13 protein-coding genes and 3 rRNA genes are annotated in these 21,442 nt (G+C 69.0%); 4 read left to right on the top strand and 12 right to left on the bottom strand.

Features of this window, described 5'->3' with window-relative positions; translation table 11 throughout:
* Window positions 1-117 precede the first annotated feature (117 nt).
* Window positions 118-1,419 carry a UDP-N-acetylglucosamine 1-carboxyvinyltransferase gene (murA, locus tag DSM104329_RS13540; RefSeq protein WP_407655914.1) on the bottom strand — a complete coding sequence of 434 codons (1,302 nt, stop codon included), beginning with the start codon at window positions 1,417-1,419 and terminating at the stop codon, window positions 118-120.
* Between the two features lie 155 nt (window positions 1,420-1,574).
* Here murA and DSM104329_RS13535 point away from each other — a divergent pair, with 155 nt between their 5' ends.
* Complete coding sequence (locus DSM104329_RS13535; protein WP_407655913.1) at window positions 1,575-2,159, top strand: HDIG domain-containing metalloprotein; 585 nt, start codon at window positions 1,575-1,577, stop codon at window positions 2,157-2,159.
* Between the two features lie 9 nt (window positions 2,160-2,168).
* Entirely contained in the window at window positions 2,169-3,356 is a 1,188-nt protein-coding gene (locus tag DSM104329_RS13530) for an MFS transporter (protein ID WP_259315969.1), read from the top strand.
* Window positions 3,357-3,365: 9 nt separating this feature from the next.
* Here DSM104329_RS13530 and DSM104329_RS13525 read toward each other — a convergent pair whose 3' ends face one another.
* A complete protein-coding gene (locus DSM104329_RS13525; RefSeq protein WP_259315968.1) occupies window positions 3,366-3,704 on the bottom strand; it encodes a hypothetical protein in 339 nt (112 codons plus the stop codon).
* Window positions 3,705-3,732: 28 nt separating this feature from the next.
* Here DSM104329_RS13525 and DSM104329_RS13520 point away from each other — a divergent pair, with 28 nt between their 5' ends.
* Entirely contained in the window at window positions 3,733-4,830 is a 1,098-nt protein-coding gene (locus tag DSM104329_RS13520; RefSeq protein WP_259315967.1) for an isocitrate/isopropylmalate family dehydrogenase, read from the top strand.
* Here the strand turns inward: DSM104329_RS13520 and DSM104329_RS13515 are convergent.
* The 6 genes from DSM104329_RS13515 to tyrS all read right to left on the bottom strand — a co-directional run bounded on the left by DSM104329_RS13515 (window position 4,775) and on the right by tyrS (window position 14,235).
* On the bottom strand, window positions 4,775-5,782 hold the full coding sequence (locus DSM104329_RS13515; protein ID WP_259315966.1) for a DUF389 domain-containing protein: 1,008 nt from the start codon (window positions 5,780-5,782) through the stop codon (window positions 4,775-4,777). The two genes, DSM104329_RS13520 and DSM104329_RS13515, sit on opposite strands and share 56 nt — an antisense overlap.
* A 776-nt stretch (window positions 5,783-6,558) precedes the next feature.
* Complete coding sequence (locus DSM104329_RS13510; protein WP_259315965.1) at window positions 6,559-7,368, bottom strand: VOC family protein; 810 nt, start codon at window positions 7,366-7,368, stop codon at window positions 6,559-6,561.
* A 286-nt stretch (window positions 7,369-7,654) separates the two neighbouring features.
* Window positions 7,655-7,771: ribosomal RNA gene (gene rrf / locus DSM104329_RS13505) — 5S ribosomal RNA — on the bottom strand.
* Window positions 7,772-7,843: 72 nt separating this feature from the next.
* Window positions 7,844-10,839: ribosomal RNA gene (locus DSM104329_RS13500) — 23S ribosomal RNA — on the bottom strand.
* A 269-nt stretch (window positions 10,840-11,108) separates the two neighbouring features.
* Window positions 11,109-12,642, bottom strand: a 16S ribosomal RNA gene (locus DSM104329_RS13495).
* The 16S, 23S and 5S rRNA genes sit together here, the layout of an rRNA operon.
* Before the next feature lie 444 nt (window positions 12,643-13,086).
* Window positions 13,087-14,235 carry a tyrosine--tRNA ligase gene (tyrS, locus tag DSM104329_RS13490; RefSeq protein ID WP_259315964.1) on the bottom strand — a complete coding sequence of 383 codons (1,149 nt, stop codon included), beginning with the start codon at window positions 14,233-14,235 and terminating at the stop codon, window positions 13,087-13,089.
* Window positions 14,236-14,335: 100 nt separating this feature from the next.
* Between tyrS and DSM104329_RS13485 the strand changes: the two genes are divergently transcribed.
* A complete protein-coding gene (locus DSM104329_RS13485; protein ID WP_259315963.1) occupies window positions 14,336-16,696 on the top strand; it encodes a transglycosylase domain-containing protein in 2,361 nt (786 codons plus the stop codon).
* Between the two features lie 21 nt (window positions 16,697-16,717).
* Here DSM104329_RS13485 and DSM104329_RS13480 read toward each other — a convergent pair whose 3' ends face one another.
* The 4 genes from DSM104329_RS13480 to cimA are packed head-to-tail and all read right to left on the bottom strand — an operon-like array spanning window position 16,718 to window position 21,442.
* Window positions 16,718-17,302, bottom strand: coding sequence for a DNA-3-methyladenine glycosylase (locus DSM104329_RS13480; protein ID WP_407655912.1), 585 nt, complete (start codon window positions 17,300-17,302; stop codon window positions 16,718-16,720).
* Window positions 17,303-17,358: 56 nt separating this feature from the next.
* Window positions 17,359-18,792 (bottom strand): argininosuccinate lyase, encoded by a 1,434-nt coding sequence (gene argH / locus DSM104329_RS13475; protein ID WP_259315961.1) that lies wholly within the window; start codon window positions 18,790-18,792, stop codon window positions 17,359-17,361.
* On the bottom strand, window positions 18,789-19,892 hold the full coding sequence (locus DSM104329_RS13470; RefSeq protein WP_259315960.1) for a DegT/DnrJ/EryC1/StrS family aminotransferase: 1,104 nt from the start codon (window positions 19,890-19,892) through the stop codon (window positions 18,789-18,791). The genes argH and DSM104329_RS13470 overlap by 4 nt, the downstream gene beginning before the upstream one ends.
* Window positions 19,889-21,442, bottom strand: coding sequence for a citramalate synthase (gene cimA / locus DSM104329_RS13465; protein WP_259315959.1), 1,554 nt, complete (start codon window positions 21,440-21,442; stop codon window positions 19,889-19,891). Before cimA ends, DSM104329_RS13470 begins: the two co-directional genes overlap by 4 nt.

Below are 21,442 nucleotides of genomic sequence, written 5' to 3'. Positions count from 1 at the left end.
CCTCATCTCGTGACCGCATCGCTCTTGGGTGACCGCTTCGCTCCCGGCCTCCCAGCTTCGCTCTAAGAGTGCGGAAGGTGACCGCTCCGCTGGTCGGCCACGTCACTCGGTCGAGGCTCAGACCGGGACGGGCTCCGTCGCCACGCGTTCGATCCGGGCCCCCAGCTCCCGCAGGCGCTCGTCGATGCGCTCGTACCCGCGGTCGATCTGGCGGATGTTGCCGATCTCGCTGCGGCCCTCGGCACACAGCGCGGCGATGAGCATCGCCATGCCGGCGCGGATGTCCGGGGACTCGAGGCGCTCTGCGCGCAGGCGGCTCGGGCCGTAGACGATCGCGCGGTGCGGGTCGCAGAGCGTGATGTTCGCGCCCATGTTGACCAGCTTGTCGGTGAAGATCATGCGGTTCTCGAACATCCACTCGTGGATGAGCACCTGGCCCGCGGACTGCGTGGCGAGGGCGATCGCGATGGAGGTGAGATCGGCGGGGAACGCCGGCCACGGGCCGTCCTGGACCTTGGCCGTGAACTCGCCGACGTCGCGCTGCACGACGAGGGTCTGGCCGCCGGGGATGAAGACGTCGTCGCCGTCGAGCTCGCTGTGCAGGCCGAGCCGGCTGAACACGAGCCGGATCATCCGCAGGTCGTCGGAGACGCAGCCCTTGATGCGCAGCTCGCCGCCGGTCACGCCCGCCAGCGCCATGAACGAGCCGATCTCGATGTGGTCGGGCGCGATGTCGTGGGTGCAGCCGTGCAGATCGGCGCTGCCGTGGACGGTCAGGACGTTCGAGCCGATGCCGTGAATCGTCGCGCCCATCTTCACGAGCATGCGCGCGAGGTCCTGGACGTGCGGCTCGCACGCGGCGTTGCCGATGACCGTCGCGCCCGGGATCCTGACCGCGGCGAGCAGCGCGTTCTCGGTCGCCATGACCGACGGCTCGTCCATGAAGACGTCGCCGGCGCGCAGCCCGCGGGGGGCGCGCAGCACGACGTCGCGCTCGGTCTCGACCTCGGCACCCATGGCGCGGAACGCGTCGAGGTGGGGGTCAAGGCGGCGCCGGCCGATCACGTCGCCGCCCGGCGGGGGCATGCGCGCCTCGCCGTTGCGGGCCAGCAGCGGGCCGGCGAGGAGGAAGGACGCGCGGATGGCCTCGGCCTGCTTGGCGTCGACCTGCGCCGGCTCGTGCAGCGCATCGGCCTGCAGCGCCACCTCGTGGCCGTTGCGCCGCTCGACGCGGACGCCGATGCCTTGGAGGATGGACAGCATCGCCTCGACGTCGCGGATGCGCGGGACGTTGCGCACGACCACCTCGTCGGTCGTGAGGACCGACGCGGCGAGGATGGGTAGGGCGCCGTTCTTGTTGCCGGCCGGAACCACGGTTCCGGACAGCTGGGCGCCGCCTTCAATGACGAACTTCTCCATGAGCGGGCGCGCCTGCGGCGGGGACGGTGCGAGGCGCTCGATGAGGGTAACAGCCATCTCGTCCGGGGTTTTCGGCGGGGGCCCCCGCGTCCCTGCCCGTGGGTTCCGCCGCCCGCCGGACGGCGGGACGGCGGCTACGCTAGGCGCCCGTGGCGCTGCAGACCTCCCGAGACGAAGCCTGGGCCCTGCTCACCGAGTGGGTGCAGTCGCCGTCGCTGCGGCGCCATTGCCGGTGCGTCGAGATCTCGATGCGCGCGTACGCCCGCCAGTTCGGCGAGGACGAGGAGCTCTGGGGCGTCGCCGGGCTGCTGCACGACGCCGACTACGAGCGCCATCCCGACATGGACGCCGACGACGGCCACCCGCGGACGATCATGGCCGAGCTCGAGCGCCGCGGAGAGGACCCGATCGTGGTGCGCGCGATCGCCTCGCACGCGGACTTCCTCGGCGTCCCGCGCGAGTCGCGCATGGAGCATGCGCTGTTCTCGGTCGATGAGCTCTCGGGCTTCGTCGTGGCGTGCGCCGCGGTGCGGCCGGAGGGCATCCACGGGCTCACGCCGAAGTCGGTGAAGAAGAAGCTCAAGCAGCCGAGCTTCGCCGCGGCGGTCAACCGCGAGGACGTCCGCTCCGGCGCCGAGGAGCTCGGCGTCGACTTCGACGAGCACGTGCGGTTCGTCGTCGCCGCGCTCGAGGAGCACGCCGCCGAGCTGCAGCTCGACGGGGAAGCCGCCGCCGCGTAGCGCACCGCCATGGACAATCGCTACGCGCGCGTCCTGCGTGCGCCCGAGGTGCGCGGGCTCGTGGCGTCGTCGATCCTGGCGCGGGTGCCGATCGGGATGGTGTCCCTGTCGCTCGTGCTGTTCGTCGAGCACGTGAAGGGCTCCTACGGTCCCGCCGGGGCGGTGACGGCCGCGTTCGCGCTCAGCGCGGCGCTGCTGGCGGCGGCGCAGGGCCGCCTGATCGACCGGCGCGGGCAGACCGTCGTGCTGCTCTCCGGCGCGAGCGTGTCGCTCGTCGCCTTCGTCGTGCTCGTGGTCCTCGGGCTCCGCGGCGCGCCGACGGGGGTGCTCGTGGCGTGCGCCGTCGTCGGCGGCGCGATGCCGCCGGTCTCGGCGTGCCTGCGACCGCTGTGGCCGAGCCTGCTCGCCGAGGACCCCGGCCTCGTGACGGCGGCCTACGCGCTCGACTCGATCCTCCTCGAGGTCGTGTTCGTCATCGGGCCGCTGCTGGCCGGGATCATCATCGCGCTGTTCAGCCCGCAGCTGGCGGTGATCGTCGGCGTGTCCCTGATGATGGCGGGGACGGTGTGGTTCGCCTCGCTCGGGCCGTCGCGCACCTGGCGCGGCGAACCGGCGACGTCGTCGCACCTGCTGGGCGCGCTCGTGGCGCCGGGGATGCGGACGCTCGTGATCGGCTCGATCGCGATCGGCGTGTGCTTCGGCACGCTCGAGGTCGCACTCGCGGCATACGGCAACTCGCGAGGCAGCGGAAGCCTGGCGGGCGTCCTGATCGCGCTGCAGGCGATCGGCTCCGCGGCCGGCGGGCTCTGGTACGGGGTGGGCGGGCACCGGCTCGGGCCGCTGCACGTCGGCTACCTGGCGCTGCTGGCGGCGGTGCCGCCGCTCGTCGCGCTGCTCGCGGCGGCGCCGACGCTCGGGGCGATCGTGCCGCTGGCGATCGTGAGCGGGTGCGTGCTCGCGCCGTTGTCGGCGGCGGGGAACCTGCTGGCCTCGGCGCTGGCGCCGGCAGGGACGCTGACGGAGGCGTTCACATGGATCATCACGGCGACGGTGGCCGGCGTCGCCCTGGGCAACGCGATGGCGGGGATCGTCATCGACGTGTCGTCGTGGCGGGTGGCCGTGCTCGCGGCGTGCGGGCTGACGGTGCTGGTGGTCGCCGCGACGGTGGCGCGGCGCGGGACGCTGCGGCCCGCCTGAACCGTCCGCTCAGACGCCGGTACGCCAGCGCCCGCCCCGCTTCGCCCACTCCAGCAGGTGGTCGAGCCGGCAGAACGCGTCAGCGATCCGGTGGGCGCCGCGGTGGCGGACGAGCAGCACGCGGGTGTCGCCGAGATCGCCGCCGCACTGCGCGCAGACCCCCAGAGCGACGCCGTCGTCACCGAGCTCGACGATTCGGCCGGGCTCCCAGTGGGCACCGTTGATGATCCATGGGACCACGTGCTCGAGCCGGCAGAACGCCGCCCGCCGATCGCCCTCCGGCTCCGTCGCGCGGAAGCCGCCGTCCTCGTCGACCGGGGCCCCGCACCAGCTGCACTGCTCGCTCACGCGGCCGAAGATACCCTGCGGGGCAGCCATGCTGACGATCACCGTGATGGAGGGTGACGAGACCGGCCAGGAGCTGCTCGAGCGGGCCCTGCGCCTGCTCGATCCCGAGCTGCTGGGAGTCGAGCTCACGCTCGAGCGCTTCGATCTCTCCCTCGAGCACCGCCGCCGCACCGCCAACGCCGTGGTCGACGATGCCGCACAGGCGATGCGCGCGTCCGGATTCGGCATCAAGGCCGCGACGATCACGCCCGAGGGCAGGGACGACGTCGGCTCGCCGAATCGCATCCTGCGCGAGGGCATCGACGGCAAGGTGATCATCCGGACGGGCCGGCGCATTCCCGGGGTGACGCCGTTCGGCGGCGTGCACTACCCGATCTCGGTGGTGCGGATGGCGGTCGGCGACGCCTATGGCGCGGAGCAGTGGCGCGAGGGCGACGAGGGCTCGGGCGGCGAGGTCGCGCTGCGCACCGAGCGGATCACGCGCGGCAACTGCTCTGCCGTCGCCGAGTATGCGTTCCGCACCGCCGCCCAGATGGGCGGCAAGGTCTACGGCGGCCCGAAGTGGACGGTGTCCCCCGTGTATGAGGGGATGCTCAAGGAGGAGATGGACGCGGCCGCGGCCCGCCATCCCGAGGTCATCTACGAGCCCGTGCTCATCGACGCCACGTACGCCGGGCTCATCACGGGTGCCGGCGAGTGCCCGCTGGTGATCCCTGCCCTCAACCGGGACGGAGACTGCCTGTCGGACCTCGTCATGCCGATGTTCGGCTCGATCGCGGGCGCCGAGTCCGTGCTGTTGGCGTTCGACGAGTCGCTCGACACCAAGGTGGCGATGGCGGAGGCGCCGCACGGCACCGCGCCGGCGCTGCTGGGCAAGGACGTCGCGAACCCGATGGCGATGATCCTCGCGTGCGGAGCGGTGCTCGGCTACGCGGGGCGCGCGGGGGACGCGGCCGCCGAGACCGCCTCGCGCGCGATCTACGAGGCGGTGCTCGAGACGGTGGGCGCGGGCATCCGCACACCGGACCTCGCCGGGCACTCGGGCACGATCGAGTTCACCGACGAGGTGGTCAGCCGCGTGGCGACGAAGCTCGAGGTCTGGGCGTCCCTGGGGTCGACCCGCTAGCGAGGTCGTCTGCACGGGCGCGGTCGTGCGCCCGCCTCCGTCTGTTGTAGGCGAGCCGTTGCAGGAGGAGCGTCAGGGTGCCCGCGAGGATGATCGTGGCGATGTTCGCGATGAGCTGCTCGGCGCTGCCGGCGGCGCTGTGCCAGTCGAGGGTGGCGGCGGAGACGCCGATGTCGGACGCCGCCGGGATCGTCGTCACCGAGATGAGCACGCCGATGAGCGCGCCGGACTTGGCGGTCGTCAGCGAGAGCGTGCCGGCCGCGCCGGCGCAGAACGCGACGACGAACGTGAAGGCGTCGGGGCTGGCGATGAGGTTGGCGAGGCCGCTGCTGTCGACGTTGAAGTCGCGGTCCGCGGCGCCCGTGACGAGGAGCGCCTGGGCGACGACATAGGCCGTGGCGCTGGCGGCGGCGAAGCCCACGACGATGGCGAGCATGGACCGCAGCGCCAGGTGTCCGCGGCGCGTGACGAGGCCGACGCAGACGCCGGCGATGGGACCGAAGTCCGGGCTGACGACCATCGCCCCGACGATCAGGATCGGGTTGTCGGTGAACAGTCCGCAGGCGCCGATGCTGGCCGCGAGCATCATGAACGCGAGGTAGGTCCAGGACAGCGACGCCTCCTCGGACGTGCGGGTCTGCACCTCCTCCCACACGACGGCGTCGGCCTCCTCGCCGCGCGCGCTGGAGATCGCGGCGGCGGCGTTCGAGCCCAGCGCGGTGTCGATGTGCTCGATCGCGATCGAGCCGTGCTCCTCGATGCCGAGGTGGCGCAGGTCGCTGACCACGATCGAGGCGTCCTCGCGCGCGACGTCGGCGAGGATCATGTCGCCGGTCGGCTTGATGGCGCGGCCGGGGAGGGTGATGACGTTGCACACCGCATCGTCGCCGCCGAGGAGGTCGAGGACCTCCTTGGTGCGGTTCGGCGGGCTGACGATGCGCAGGTGGATCACGCTCGCGGCACGCTACCGGCGCCGCACAGGCGGCGCGCCCGCAGCTGGGTCGGGGGGCGATGAGAGCGGATGCAGACCCGGTCTGCAAGTTCTCGTGCAGAACACCTGTTCCGTCCGATCCAGCACCTAGGTTTCCGAACACATGTTCCCCTCCGAGAACACTCCGCACCAGACCGAGCTGGGCTCGCCGGCGACCCGTGGCTGGGAGGCTATGGATCGGATCGGCGGCTGGGCCGTGCTCGCCGGTGCGGACGGTCCGGCGACCCGCCCATCCCGGTGGCGCGCGGTTGCCGGTCGCGCCCTCGGCCTCGCTCGCGCCTTCATCACGCTGGACGATTCCGCCGGATCGGCGGCGACGTCCCGCCCGCTCGAACGCGCCGAGACGCCGGCGCACCCGCACCGTCAGCCGCTGCGCCCGGTTCACCGGTCGCGCCGGCCCGGTGCGGTCGCGCCGCGGCACCACCACTGCCTCACCCCGCTCCGCCGCGACCGCCCGACGCGCATCCCGGGTTGGAGCCTTCGCTGACCTCGCCGGCCGGCCGGCGTGGGGGTCATGGCCCCTGAACTGCCGGCCGTGGCCCGAGCTGCGCGGCCCCGCCGCGCGGCTCGGGCGACGGCCGGACGACAGCCGGACGACAGCCGGACGACAGCCGGACGACCGCCGCGCGCGGCCGGCCGCCGCGGGCAAGCGGACGCGCAGGCTCCGCCGAGCCATCGGGCGCCCGACGGTTCCGCCGCGCGTCTCCGCGCCCGCCTCGAGTCGCCGTCGCTCCGCCTCAGGCCGCCGGCTGGTCAGGCATGGTGATCAGCGAGAAGACGCCGCCGACCGAGTCGTTGAGCACGGCGATGCGGCCGGCGGGCGAGTCGAACGGCGCCACGGTGGTGCTGCCCCCGAGCTCTTCGCAGCGCGCGGCCGCGGCGTCCGTGTCCTCGACGGCGAAGTAGACCATCCAGTGCGACGGCAGATCGGACGGCCACATGTCACCGACCATGGGCATCATCCCGCCGACCGCCGCCTGCATGGTCGGCTCGCCGTCACCCGCGAGGTTCCAGACCGTGTAGTCCATGTCGCCGGCGTCCATCGCCAGCCCCCGCCACCCGAACACTGCGCCGTAGAAGGCCCTCGCGCCATCGGCGTCACGCGTGGCGAGCTCGTTCCAGCACAGCGTGCCCGGCTCGTTGACGACTTGCGCCCCGCGCGTCGCCCCCGCCTGCCACGCGCAGAAGACGGCGCCCGACGGGTCGGTGAAGACGGCCATCCGGCCGGCATCGAACACGTCAAACGGCTCCATCAGCACGGCGCCGCCGGCCTCGCGGACCTTCGCGGCAGTGTCATCGGCGGAGCCGGTCGCGATGTAGGTGTTCCACATCGCCGGCACGCCCTCCTGCGGCTGCGAGCCGATCGCCGCGACCTGCTTGCCGCGCAGCGAGCACATGAAGTACTGGCCGGGCGCGTCGGGCGGCATCGCATCGACAGCCTCCCAGCCGAACATCCCGCGGTAGAACCTGGCCGCGCCCTCGGGGTCCGCGGACCCGTGATCCACCCAGCACGGCGTTCCCGGCTCGTACCCATCCCGCTCGCTCATCGCCCTCTCCCTTCCGACGGCCAGGCCCGGACACTACGCCTCTGCACCGCCGCCTCGCAAACGCGATGGCCCCTCCCACCTCCGTCATCCACCGCAGGCCGCGTCCCTTCGCCACGCGGCCACGGCGGGGCGACGGTGTGGTCCGAGGAACCCCACCGGTGTCTGTCTCGAGCCGGAACGACGACGAGCCACCCAAGAGAGCAGCTCGTGAGGATTAAGCGGCGGCGTTCCACCATCTCGACCCAGAACGACGACGAGCCGCCCCGGAGGGCGGCTCGTGAAGATAAACCGGCGGCGTCCTACTCTCCCGGGCCCTTGCGGGCCAAGTACCATCGGCGCTGAGGGGCTTAACTGCTCTGTTCGGAAAGGGAAGAGGTGTTTCCCCCTCGCCATAACCACCGGAAACTCGCGAGAGCTCCCGACGGTCCCTCAAAACCGCACAGTGCCACATCAAGGCATCACCAAATGAAAAATATCCGTCAAGCCCTCGTCCCATTAGTACCGGTCTCCTTCGCACGTCACCGTGCTTCCAGATCCGGCCTATCAACCTGGTGGTCTACCAGGGGACTTACCCACTCGAAGTGGTGGGAGAATTCATCTCGAGGTCGGCTTCCCGCTTAGATGCCTTCAGCGGTTATCCGATCCGCACGTAGCTAACCTGCTATGCCCTTGGCAGGACAACAGATACACCAGAGGTGCGTTCATCCCGGTCCTCTCGTACTAGGGACGAATCCTCTCAATTCTCCAACGCCCACGGCAGATAGGGACCGAACTGTCTCACGACGTTCTGAACCCAGCTCGCGTACCGCTTTAATGGGCGAACAGCCCAACCCTTGGGACCTACTTCAGCCCCAGGATGCGACGAGCCGACATCGAGGTGCCAAACCGGGCCGTCGATGTGGACTCTTGGGCCCGATAAGCCTGTTATCCCCGGAGTACCTTTTATCCGTTGAGCGACGGCACTTCCACTTGCTACCGCCGGATCACTAAGACCTGCTTTCGCACCTGCTCGACCTGTCAGTCTCGCAGTCAAGCTCCCTTACTGCCTTTGCACTCTACGCACGATTTCCAACCGTACTGAGGGAACCTTTGTGCGCCTCCGTTACATTTTGGGAGGCGACCGCCCCAGTCAAACTACCCGCCTGGCACTGTTCCCCGCCCGGATATACGGAGCGGAGTTAGAAGTCCAATACACCAAGGGTGGTATCTCAAGGTTGGCTCCACACCGGCCGCAGCCGATGCTTCAAAGCCTCCCACCTATCCTGAGCGAAATGCATCGAACCCCAATACCAAGTTGTAGTAAAGGTTCACGGGGTCTTTCCGTCTAGCCGCGGGTACTCGGCATCTTCACCGAGACTGCAATTTCACCGAGCCCCTCGTTGAGACAGCGTCCAAGTCGTTACGCCATTCGTGCAGGTCGGAACTTACCCGACAAGGAATTTCGCTACCTTAGGACCGTTATAGTTACGGCCGCCGTTTACCGGGGCTTAGCTTCGGTGCTTCGGGGCGAACCCCTAACACCTCCACGTAACCTTCCGGCACCGGGCAGGCGTCAGCCCCTATACGTCGTCTTTCGACTTAGCAGAGACCTGTGTTTTTGGTAAACAGTCGCTTGGACCTATTCACTGCGGCCCCCTCGGGCTTCACGCGCAAGGCGCTACACCCTACTGGGGCGCTCCTTATCCCGAAGTTACGGAGCAATTTTGCCGAGTTCCTTAACGAGGGTTATCTCGATCACCTTAGTATTCTCTACTTGCCCACCTGTGTCGGTTTTGGTACGGGCACGCGCTTCCTCCCTAGAGGCTTTTCTTGGAGGTATGGCGTCAGGGACTCGCCGGCTTATAGCCAGCTGGCATCGCGCCTCAGGTTAATGCGGTCCCGGATTTGCCTGGGACCACCCCTACACGCTTACCCCAGGACGACCATCGCCTGGGTTCCCTTAGCCTTCCTCGTCCCCCCATCGGTCAAACGGAAGCGACGTGGTACAGGAATATCAACCTGTTAGCCATCGACTACGCCTTTCGGCCTCGCCTTAGGTCCCGACTAACCCTGAGCAGACGAACTTTACTCAGGAATCCTTGGGCAATCGGCGGAGGGGATTCTCACCCCTCTTTCGTTACTCATGCCGGCATTCTCACTTCCCACGCTTCCACGGCTGGCTTACGCCGCCGCTTCACGAGCGTAGGAACGCTCTCCTACCGCGCGATCCGAAGATCGCACCCGCAGCTTCGGTGACTAGCTTGAGCCCCGTTACATTATCCGCGCCCGGACACTTGACCAGTGAGCTGTTACGCACTCTTTCAAGGGTGGCTGCCTCTAAGCCAACCTCCTGGTTGTCTATGCATCCGGACATCGTTTCCCACTTAGCTAGCACTTAGGGACCTTAGCTGGCGGTCTGGGCTGTTTCCCTTTTGACGCTGAAGTTTATCCCCCAGCAACTGACTCCCGGAGTACACGTCATGGTCTTCGGAGTTTGCCTGAAGTCGGTAACCTGGTAGGGCCCCTAGTCCAAACAGTAGCTCTACGGCCAAAACGCATCTTATCCGAGGCTATACCTAAATATATTTCGGAGAGAACCAGATATCACTGAGCTTGATTAGCCTTTCACTCCGACCCACAGGTCATCCGCCCAGTTTTCAACCTAGGTCGGTTCGGTCCTCCACGAGGTCTTACCCCCGCTTCAACCTGCCCATGGGTAGCTCGCTCAGTTTCGGGTCTACCGCCTACGACTCAAATCGCCCTATTCGGACTCGCTTTCGCTACGGCTCCGCTCATCGCTTAACCTTGCCGCAGACGAGTAACTCGCCGGCTCGTTATGCAAAAAGCACGCGGTCACAGAACAAGTCTGCTCCCACCGCTTGTAGGCACGCGGTTTCAGGTACTATTTCACTCCCCTTCCGGGGTACTTTTCACCTTTCCCTCACGGTACTAGTCCGCTATCGGTCACCAAGGAGTACTTAGCCTTGGAGGGTGGTCCCCCCAGATTCAGACCGCGTTTCACGGGTGCGGTCCTACTCAGGAACGTCCGACAGGAGGCTGTGCAGTTTCGTCTACGGGACGGTTGCCCTCTTTGGTTCGCGGTTCCACGCGATTCGACTACCACACAACTTTGTAACTCCTGCTGGGCCAGCCACAGCCCAGAACGAACGCCCTACAACCCCTCGTGCGCAACGCGTGGCCGCTTGCACGCACAAGGTTTGGGCTGATCCCCTTTCGCTCGCCACTACTCAGGGAGTCTCTTTTGATTTACTTTCCTCGGGGTACTGAGATGTTTCACTTCCCCCGCTTGTCTCTACCCGGCCTATGTGTTCAGCCGGGAGTAACGCCGCATTACCAGCGCTGGGTTTACCCATTCGGGAATCCCCGGGTCAAAGGCCGTTCAACGCCTAACCGGGGCTTTTCGCAGTCGTCCACGCCCTTCATCGACTCTTGGTGCCAAGGCATCCACCATGTGCCCTTACTATCTTGACGGTGATCAAGCCGAACTCAAGAGTTCGGCTCGGTGATACCCGTTTACAGCCGCGGGCTTATCGATCCGCGGCTGTGATGTGGCTACTGTGCAGTTTTCAAGGACCGCCGAGAGGGCACGGGTGGGACTCACCTGTGCGGTCTCTCAAAACTCAACAGCATGCACCGCGCTAAAGCCGGACGGTATGTCCGAGCTCGCACGGCAAGGCTCGGTCGACATTCCTAGCAACAGGGTCCTAGACCCTGCCGGCCCCGGATTCGGGGCTCCCTAGAAAGGAGGTGATCCAGCCGCACCTTCCGGTACGGCTACCTTGTTACGACTTCACCCCAGTCACGAGCCCCACCTTCGACGGCTCCCTCCCACAAGGGGTTAGGCCACCGGCTTCGGGTGTTGCTCACTCCCGTGGTGTGACGGGCGGTGTGTACAAGGCCCGGGAACGTATTCACCGCGGCAATGCTGATCCGCGATTACTAGCAACTCCGCCTTCAAGCAGGCGAGTTTCAGCCTGCTATCCGAACCGAGACGCGCTTTAAGGGATTCGCTCCACCTCGCGGTATCGCAGCCCTCTGTACGCGCCAATGTAGCACGTGTGTAGCCCCGGACATAAGGGGCATGATGACTTGACGTCATCCCCACCTTCCTCCGGTTTGTCACCGGCAGTCTCGCATGAGTCCCCAACTAAATGCTGGCAACATGCGACGGGGGTTGCGCTCGTTGCGGGACTTAACCCAACATCTCACGACACGAGCTGACGACAGCCATGCACCACCTGTGATCCTGCCCCGAAGGGAAGACCTGTTTCCAGGCCGGTCAGGAACATGTCAAGCCCGGGTAAGGTTCTTGGCGTTGCGTCCAATTAAACCACATGCTCCGCTGCTTGTGCGGGCCCCCGTCAATTCCTTTGAGTTTTAGCCTTGCGGCCGTACTCCCCAGGCGGGGCACTTAATGCGTTAGCTTCGGCACAGGGGGAGTCGACACCCCCTACACCTAGTGCCCATCGTTTACGGCGTGGACTACCAGGGTATCTAATCCTGTTTGCTCCCCACGCTTTCGCGTCTCAGCGTCAGTCACGTCCCAGCGAGCTGCCTTCGCCATTGGTGTTCCTCCTGATATCTGCGCATTTCACCGCTACACCAGGAATTCCACTCGCCTCTTCCGGACTCGAGCCCGGCAGTATCCACCCGCATCCCAAGGTTGAGCCTTGGACTTTCAGAGCAGACTTACCGAGCCGCCTACACGCGCTTTACGCCCAATGATTCCGGACAACGCTTGCCCCCTACGTATTACCGCGGCTGCTGGCACGTAGTTAGCCGGGGCTTCTTGTGAAGGTACCGTCACTCCGGGCGGCTGTTCACCGCCGAAGCTTCGTCCCAACTGAAAGAGGTTTACAACCCGAAGGCCTTCTTCCCCCACGCGGCGTTGCTGCGTCACGCTTTCGCGCATTGCGCAAGATTCCCCACTGCTGCCTCCCGTAGGAGTCTGGGCCGTGTCTCAGTCCCAGTGTGGCTGATCGTCCTCTCAGACCAGCTACGCATCGTCGCCTTGGTAGGCCGTTACCCCACCAACAAGCTAATGCGCCGCGGGCCCATCTCGATGCGGAAGCCGAAGCTACCTTTCCACCTAAGTGCACATCCGGTATTAGCCCGAGTTTCCTCGGGTTGTCCCGGTCATCGAGGCAGGTGACCCACGTGTTACTCACCCGTTCGCGGCTCTGCCCCGGGGCAAGCCCCGGTTCGTCGCTCCACTTGCATGTGTTAAGCACGCCGCCAGCGTTCGTCCTGAGCCAGGATCAAACTCTCCGTGAAGAACTACTGGCCGGCCTCCTGGCGGAAGCCAGCCGTCACGAAGTGTTGTCATGACTACTTCACGCCATCGTCATACACAAGACGACGACGATCATGACGGGTTCAATTGTGTCCATCCGGCCGCTGGCGACCGAATGGATCGAGCCTTTACTTTTGGATCCCGAAGGATCCAGAAGCGCATGCTGTTGAGTTTTCAAAGACCGCCGCGCCTCTCGCGGAGGGGGTCGCCCTCCGTTGGACGCGATCCGAAGCGCAGAGCACTTCGGGTCGGACAGCTCAGTATAGCGCGATGCTCCTTGGCTCGGAAGAGAGCCGACAGCACCTCGCATGGAGACTGCTGGACGGCAGTGTAGCGACCTGCCGGACGGAACCCTTCCGAGGCCCGTGCAGCACCGCGCTGCACCGAACCGGCCGGGGACTGTAGCGGATCCGGGATCCGATGCTTCAGACGTCGCGCCGCAGCCGCACGAAGCGGCGCTTGCCGGCGCGCAGGACGCGGCCGTCGAGCGCCTGCGCGGGCACGTCGGCGTCGCGCAGCACCTCGTCGTCGAGGCGCACCCCGTCCTGGGCCATGAGGCGCCGGGCCTCCGAGCGCGAGATGCCGAACGCCTCGGCCAGGACGGCCGGCACGTGCACGGGATCGCCCGCCACGGCGAGCTCCCCCATCTCCGCGGGCGCCTGCTTCTGCACGACGACGCGCTGGAAGTGCGCCGCCGCCGCGTCCGCGGCCTGCTCGCCGTGATAGCGGGCCACGATCTCGCGGGCCAGCGCGTGCTTGGCGTCGCGCGGGCTCGAGGAGGGGTCCGGGTCGCGCCCCAGCAGGAGCTCGTACCACTGGCCCATCGCCTCGTCGGGCAGCGACAGCGTCTTGCCGTACTGCTCCTCCGGCGGCTCGGAGACGCCGACGTAGTTGCCCAGCGACTTCGACATCTTCTCGTGCCCGTCCGTCCCCACGAGGATCGGCAGCGTGAGCACCGCCTGCTCGGGCTGGCCGTAGGCGCGCTGGACGTCGCGGCCGAGCAGCAGGTTGAACTTCTGGTCGGTGCCCCCGATCTCGACGTCCGCGCGCACCGCCACGGAGTCGTAGCCCTGCAGCAGCGGATAGAGCAGCTCGAGCATCGCGATCGGCGTCCGCGCGGCCCAGCGCTTGGCGAAGTCGTCGCGCTCGAGGATCTGCGCAACCGTCGCCACGCGCGTGAGCCGGAACAGCTCCTCCATCGGCATGTCCAGCCACTCGGAGTTCCACCGGACCTCGAGCAGGTCCGGATCGTCGCGCAGGACCTTGAACGCCTGCTCCTGGTAGGTCCGCGCGTTGGCGTCGATCTCCTCGCCGGACGGCACCGGCCGCGCCTTGGAGCGCCCGCTCGGGTCGCCCACGCGAGCGGTGTAGTCGCCGATGATCAGGACGACGCGGTGGCCGGCGTCCTGGAACTCGCGCAGCTTGCCGAGCACGACCGTGTGGCCGAGGTGCAGGTCCGCGGTCGTCGGGTCCACGCCGAGCTTCACGCGCAGGGGCCGATCGAGCGCGAGCTTGCGCTCGAGCTCCCCCGCCGGCAGGGCATCGACCGCGTTGCGCAAGAGGGGGGTTGACATCCGGCGCGATGGTAGTCTGAGGCCTGCTTCGGCCGCCCTGCCGCCGGCTGCGCCGAAACCTCCCTCCACGGCCCGTCCGACCCGCCGTGGCCGAGTTGGCATGAACGAACCGATCCCGTTCCCATCGCGTCGTAAGCCGCGGCTGAAGAAGCTGCGACTCCTGCTGATCCTGGTGCCGCTCCTGGCGCTGGCGGTCATCTCGACGGTGTTCGGGATGATGATGGCGGTCGCGTCCGACCTGCCGGACCTCGAGAACCGCGCCGAGTTCAAGCACTCCAAGAACTCGATCATCACCGACATCCGCGGCCGCCGGCTCGGGATCCTCACGTCCAACCAGGGCCGCGTCCTCGTGCCCTTCGAGGACATCAACCCCTCGATGACGAACGCGATCATCGCGATCGAGGACGAGCGCTTCTACACGAACGCCGGCGTCGACCTGAAGGCCATCGGCCGCGCGTTCGTCGCCGACGTGATCCAGGGCAAGCCGCGCCAGGGCGGGTCGACCATCACACAGCAGTTCGTCAAGCGGGCGCTCGAGCGCGAGAACAAGCGGACGGTGTTCGAGAAGCTGCGCGAGGCCGCGCTCGCCTACCACCTGACGCGCAAGTGGTCCAAGCAGAAGATCCTCACCGAGTACCTGAACTCGGTCTACTTCGGCAGCGGCGCCTACGGCGTCGAGTCCGCCGCGCGCACGTACTTCGGCGCCGACCACCCAGGCTGCGGCGAGTCGCTCGCCAAGCCTTGCTCGAAGGTGCTGACGCCGTTCGAGTCGGCCTTCCTCGCGGGCATCGTCCAGAACCCGAGCGGCTACGACCCGATCGACCACCCGCAGGCGGCCAAGGCGCGCCGCAACCAGGTGCTCGAGAAGATGCGCGAGCAGGGCAAGATCACCGACGCCGAGTACCGCGAGTTCATCACCGAGGCGCTGCCGGGCGAAGCGCAGATCTCTCCGCCGACCGAGACGGGCCCGACCCCCTCGACGCCGTACTTCACGACCTGGGTGCGTCAGCAGGTCGTCGACCGCTACGGCGCGATCGCGTCCTTCCAGGGCGGGTTGAAGATCCGCACCACGCTCGACCTCGACATCCAGCGCGCCGCCGAGCAGGCCGTCGCCTCGCGCTTCGCGAACCCTGACGGGCCCACCGCGTCGGTCGTCGTCATCGACAACAAGACCGGCGAGGTCCGCGCGATGGTCGGCGGGCGCGACTACAACACGTCGGCCTTCAACCTCGCGACCCAGGGCCAGCGCCAGCCGGGCTCGAGCTTCAAGCCGTTCGTCCTCGCCCAGGCGCTGAAGGAGGGCGTCTCGCCCGACTCGCTGTGGCCGTCGCGCAAGCGCGAGTTCACCGTGCCCGGGACGAAGGGCCGGGAGGTCTTCGTCGTCAACAACGACGAGGGCTCCTACGCCGGCACGCGCACATTGCGCAGCGCGCTCACGTGGTCGGACAACTCGGTCTTCGCCGCGGTCGGCATCCAGGTCGGCACGAAGAAGATCGCCCGGCTCGCCGAGCGCATGGGCATCCGCACGAAGGTCTCGCACAACTACGCGATCACGCTCGGCGGCCTGCGCCACGGCGTCACGCCGCTCGACATGGCGCACGCCTACCAGACCATCGAGCGGGGCGGGCGCAAGATCAGCGGCACCCTGGGCGCCTCGCGGTTCGGGCCCGTCGGCATCCACGAGGTCACCCGCGGCGACAAGGTGCTCGACCGCAACAAGGTCAAGAGCCGCCGCGTGCTGCCGCAGAGCATCGCCGACCAGATGGCCTCCATGATGAGCACGGTCGTGACGACCGGCACCGGGACCCACGCCCGCCTGAACGAGTGGGCGGCCGGCAAGACCGGCACGACGGAGAACTACGGCGACGCCTGGTTCGTCGGGTTCACGAAGCGCTACACGACCGCCGTGTGGGTCGGCTATCCCGACCGCCTGACGCCCATGAAGACGCTCTATCGCGGACAGCCGGTCATGGGCGGCACGTTCCCGGCCGACATCTGGCACGACGTGATGACCTCGATCGAGAACATCGACAAGACGCGCGAGGAGGCCCGCCGCCAGCGGCTCATCGCGAAGCTGACCCGCGAGGGCAAGAAGATCCCGCCGTCGCTGACGCAGACCGAGCCGCAGACGACGACGCCGGTCGCACCGGTCGCCCCCGCGCCGTCCACGGCGAGCCCGGACACCGGGGTGCCGCCGACCGGCGCAACGGGCGAGACCGGCGGGGCGACGGGCGGCGGCACCACCGGCGACGGGACGACCGGCGCGCCGGACGGCGGCACGACCGGCGGCGGCACCGGCGGTGGCGGCGGCGGGACGCAGACCCCGGCCGCGCCGACACCGGCGACCCCGCCCCCCGAGACGCCGGCGCCCGCCGCGCCCGCGCCCGCGCCTGCGCCCTCGAGCGGCAGCACGGGCGGCGCCGGTGCCGGCGCAGGCGGCGCCGTCGCGCCGACCGGCTGAACCCCCGCCGGCGCGCGCGCTCTACGCCGCCGCGCGCAGCCCCGGCGGCCACGGCCGCGAGACGCTGGACGCACCCACCGCGCAGAACCGCCACGGCAGCTCGACCGCCTTCGTGATGCCGATCCGCGGGCCCGCGACCCAGCGGACGTCGCGCCACGCCGGCGGCCGCGGCTCGATCCGCACCGGCCCGGTCAGCAGGTCGCCGCCGTTGTGGTGCAGCTCGATCCCCAGCGCCTGCGTGAGCTTGCCCGGCCCCGAGCACAGGTCGACCTCGCGCGCCACGCGCCGGCGGTGGTACATCTCGCCGACGCCGTCGAGCGGCTCGAGCGCACGGATGAGCACCGCGGCGCCGACGCCCTCCGGCTCGCACACCGCGTTGACGAGCGCGTGGATGCCGTAGGACCGGTAGACGTACGCGCGGCCCGGCGCCCCGAACAGCACCTCCGTGCGCGGCGTCAGCCCCACGTAGGCGTGGCAGGCGGGCTCCGACAGGTGGTAGGCCTCGGTCTCGACGATCACGCCGCTCGTGGCCTCGTGGCGCAGCACGCAGCCGAGGAGGCCGGGCGCCACCTCCACCACGGGACGGTCGAAGAAGGCGCGGTCGATCGCCGATGCGGCGCCGCATCGGGTCGGAGCATCGCCGGGCGATGACCCGCAGGGTCTCACGGAGGCGCCGAGGCGAGCGCCGCGCGCGCGGCCGCCAGCTGCGCGCGGACCCGCCCGCTCGCCGTGCCGCCCTCGGAGTCCTTGGACTCCAGCCACGAGGACCGCTCGAGCAGCGCGCGCGCCTCCTCGTCGAGATGCTCGGACCGCAGCTCGCGCAGCGGGATGCCGGCCGCGACCGCCTCGCGCACGAGCCCACCGACGATCCCGTGGGCCTCGCGGAACGGCATGCCCCGCTTCACGTAGAGGTCGGCGATGTCGGTCGCAGCGATCAGATCGTCCGACGCCGCGGCCGCCATGCGCTCCTCGTCGAACTCGGCGCCGCGGATCATCCCCTCGGCGGCCTCGAGCGAGACCGTCAGCGTGTCGACCGCATCGAACAGCGGCTCCTTGTCCTCCTGCATGTCCTTGTTGTACGTCAGCGGGAGCGCGTGCAGCACGCCGTAGAAGCCGGCGAGCGAGCCCACCACCCGTGGTGCCTTGGCCCGCAGCAGCTCGGCGGCGTCCGGGTTCTTCTTCTGCGGCATGATCGACGAGCCGCTCGACCAGGCGTCGGGCAGCCGGACGAAGCCGAACTCGCTCGAGGACCACAGCACGAGCTCGGCGCCGAGCCGCGACAGGTGCGTCAGGCAGGTCGCCGCCGCGCCGAGGTAGTCCAGGACGAAGTCGCGGTTGGAGACGGCGTCGATCGAGTTCGGCGCGACGTGGTCGAAGCCGAGCTCCTCGGCCACCATGCCGCGGTCGGTGGCGAAGTTCACGCCGGCCAGGGCGCCTGCACCGAGCGGCAGCGCCGCCACCGAGCGCGACGCGACGAACGCGAAGCGGTCGCGGTCGCGCAGCAGCATCCAGACGTAGGCGAGCAGGTGGTGGGCGAGATAGACCGGCTGCGCCCGCTGCAGGTGCGTGTAGCCCGGCAGCGCCACGTCGACGTGCTGCTCGGCGACGGCGACGAGGGTGCGCGCGAGCGCATCGATGCGCTTCACCGCCTCCCCCGCCTCGTCGCGCACGAACAGCGCCATGTCCGTGGCGACCTGGTCGTTGCGCGAGCGCGCAGTGTGCAGCTTGCCGCCGACCGGCCCGATCAGCTCGGTCAGCCGTCGCTCGACGGCCATGTGGATGTCCTCGTCGTTCTCCGAGAACGGGAACGTGCCCCCCGCGAGCTCGGCCTCGACGAGGTCCAGGCCGCGCAGCAGCTCGTCGCGCTCGGCCGGCGACAGCACGCCGGCGGCGGCCAGCATGCGGGCGTGGGCGCGCGATCCGCGCAGGTCCTGCGGCCACAGCCGCCGGTCGAAGCCCAGAGACGTGTTCATGGCCCGGAAGGTCGGGTGCTGCGGTTCGGCGAAGCGGCTCGTGGGTCCGGAGGCGGCCTCACGCGGATTGTGGACATTCGACGGTGGCCGCTGGCCGCCGGAGGGGGTCCCACGTTCGTTCACGGCGAGGATTCAAGCACCGCGCGCAGCGCGTCCGAGACCTGCTGCACCTGCGACTCGGTCATCTCCGGGAAGAACGGCAGCGCGATCGACCGCGCGGCGACGTCCTCGCAGACCGGGAACTCGCCCTCGCGATGGCCGAACGTCTCGCGGTAGAAGCTCATCAGGTGGATGGCGGGCAGGTACGGCTTGGACTGCACCCCGTGCTCGCGCAGCGCGACGATCGTGCCGTCCCGGTCGCGGCCGCGCGGCAGCTGCACCACGAAGACGAACCAGCCCCGCCGGTCGCTGCCCGAGTCCTCGCACGGCAGCTGCAAGCCCTCGATCCCCGCCAGCGCCTCCCGGTACGCCGCCGCCACCCGCGCCCGCCCCGCGAGCATCCCGTCCAGCCGCTGCAGCTGTGCGATCCCGATCGCGCACGCGACGTCGCTCAGGCGGTAGTTGAAGCCGAGCCGGTCGTGGTCGAGCCAGTCCATGTTCGACGCGCGGCCCTGGTTGCGCTCGGAGTCCACGCGCTCCTTGACCGCCGCGTCGCCGGTCGTGAGCATCCCGCCCTCGCCGGTCGTCAGCTGCTTGTTGGCGTAGAAGCCGAAGACGGCCGGGTGCCCGCGCCCGCCGACCGCCGCACCGTCGGCGTGCACGGCGCCGAGCGCCTCGCAGGCGTCCTCGACGATCGGCAGGCCCATCCTCTCGAACGCCGGGAGATCGGCCGGGTAGCCGAAGATGTGCACCGGCAGCAGCGCGGTCGTGCGGGGGGTCACCGCCGCGGCGGCCGCCTCGGGGTCGAGGTTCAGCGTCCGCGGGTCGATGTCGGCGAACACCGGCCGGGCCCGCTCGTAGGCGATGACGTTGGCGGACGCGACGAACGAGAACGGCGACGTCACCACCTCGTCACCGTCCCGTACGCCGGCCGCCCGCAGCGCGAGGTGCAGCCCGGTCGTCCCGCTCGACACGGCGCTCGCGTGCGCGACACCGAGTCGTGCCGCGAAGCGCCGCTCGAACTCCGGCACCCGGGGGCCGAGCGAGAGCTGGCCGGAGCGCAGGACCTCCAGCACCGCGGCCTCCTCCTCGGCGCCGAGGACCGGCCGCGCGAGTGGGATCAACTGCGCACCCGGGCCGGCTGCATCGCCCGCTCGAGCGAGTCCACCAGCGCCTCCCACGAGGCGGCGATGACGTTCTCGTTGACGCCGATGGAGCCCCAGACGTCGTGGCCGTCGGACGTGTCGAGCAGGACGCGGGTCACCGCACCGGTGCCCTTCGTCTCGTCGAGGATGCGGACCTTGAAGTTCACGAGCTCGAGGTCGCGCAGGTGCGGGTGGATCTCGGTCAGCGCGTCGCGCAGCGCGCGGTCCAGCGCGTTGACCGGGCCGTTGCCCTCGGCCGTGCGGACGTAGCGCTCGCCATCCACCCAGATCTTGATGGTGGCCTCGGTCTCGACCTTGCCGTCGGCGCGCTGCTCGACGATGCAGCGCCAGGACTCCAGGCGGAACAGCGGCTCGTAGACCCCGGCCTCCTTGCGCAGCAGCAGCTCGAACGAGCCGTCGGCGGCCTCGAACTGATAGCCGCGGTGCTCGAGCTCCTTGACGCGGTCGATGACGCGTGCGGCGTCGACCTCGAGGCCCAGGGCGTCCGCCTTCTCCGCCGCCGTCGCGCGGCCGGCGAGCTCGCTGACGAGCAGGCTGCGCTCGTTGCCCACCGCCTCCGGCTCCATGTGCTCGAACGTCGAGGCGTCCGCGCGCACCCCGGCGACGTGCATGCCGCCCTTGTGCGCGAAGGCGACCCGGCCGACGTACGGCTGCTGCGGGTCGGGGACGCGGTTGAGCAGCTCGTCGACGAAGTGGGCCGTCTCGGTGAGCCGGCCGAGCTGCTCGGCGCTGAGCACCGCGTGGCCCATCTTCGTCTGCAGGTTGCCGATGATCGAGATGAGGTTCGCGTTGCCCGTCCGCTCGCCGATGCCGTTCATCGTCCCCTGGACCTGCACGGCGCCCTGCTCGACGGCGGCGAGCGTGTTCGCCACGCCGCACTCGAGGTCGTCGTGGCAGTGGATGCCGAAGCGCTCGACGACGCGCGCGACGTCCGCGGCGGCCGTCGCGATCTGCGACGGCAGGGACGAGCCGTTCGTGTCGCACAGGACCACGGTCTCCGCGCCCGCCCCCTGCGCCGCGGCGACGCAGCGCAGCGCGTAGTCGCGGTCGGCGCGGTAGGCGTCGAAGAAGTGCTCGGCGTCGTAGACGACGCGCTTGCCCTGCGCGACGAGGAACGCGACCGACTCGCCGATCATCGCCAGGTTCTCCTCGGCGCTGACCCGCACCACCTTCTCGAGGTGCAGGGCCCACGTCTTCCCGACGATCGTGCACACGGGCGCGAACGAGGCGGCGAGGACCGCCAGGCCCTCGTCGGCATCGGCGGTGACCCCGCGCCGGCGCGTCATGCCGAACGCGGCGATGTCGACGTGGGCGAAGCGCTCGCGCGCCAGGAGGTCGAAGAGCTCGGCCTCCTTGGGGTTCGAGGACGGGAAGCCGGCCTCGACGAGATCGACGCCGAGCTCGTCGAGCTTGTGCACGACGCGAACCTTCTCGTCGGCGGTCAGCGACATCCCCTCCCCCTGCATGCCGTCACGGAGGGTGGCGTCGTAGAGCTGGATGGTGGTCAT

The organism is Capillimicrobium parvum (assembly GCF_021172045.1).
In the GTDB taxonomy this organism is placed as follows: Bacteria; Actinomycetota; Thermoleophilia; order Solirubrobacterales; family Solirubrobacteraceae; genus Capillimicrobium; species Capillimicrobium parvum.
The sequence above is the reverse complement of the archived record's forward strand: the minus strand, read 5'-3'. Positions and strand labels throughout refer to the sequence as shown.

Bases quoted from the DNA above. Each gene is read 5' to 3' on its own strand.
- murA (WP_407655914.1), bottom strand. From the start codon at position 1,419: ATGGAGAAGTTCGTCATTGAAGGCGGCGCCCAGCTGTCCGGAACCGTG.
- DSM104329_RS13530 (WP_259315969.1), top strand. From the start codon at position 2,169: ATGGACAATCGCTACGCGCGCGTCCTGCGTGCGCCCGAGGTGCGCGGG.
- DSM104329_RS13520 (WP_259315967.1), top strand. From the start codon at position 3,733: ATGCTGACGATCACCGTGATGGAGGGTGACGAGACCGGCCAGGAGCTG.
- DSM104329_RS13510 (WP_259315965.1), bottom strand. From the start codon at position 7,368: ATGAGCGAGCGGGATGGGTACGAGCCGGGAACGCCGTGCTGGGTGGAT.
- tyrS (WP_259315964.1), bottom strand. From the start codon at position 14,235: ATGTCAACCCCCCTCTTGCGCAACGCGGTCGATGCCCTGCCGGCGGGG.
- DSM104329_RS13485 (WP_259315963.1), top strand. From the start codon at position 14,336: ATGAACGAACCGATCCCGTTCCCATCGCGTCGTAAGCCGCGGCTGAAG.
- cimA (WP_259315959.1), bottom strand. From the start codon at position 21,442: ATGACCACCATCCAGCTCTACGACGCCACCCTCCGTGACGGCATGCAG.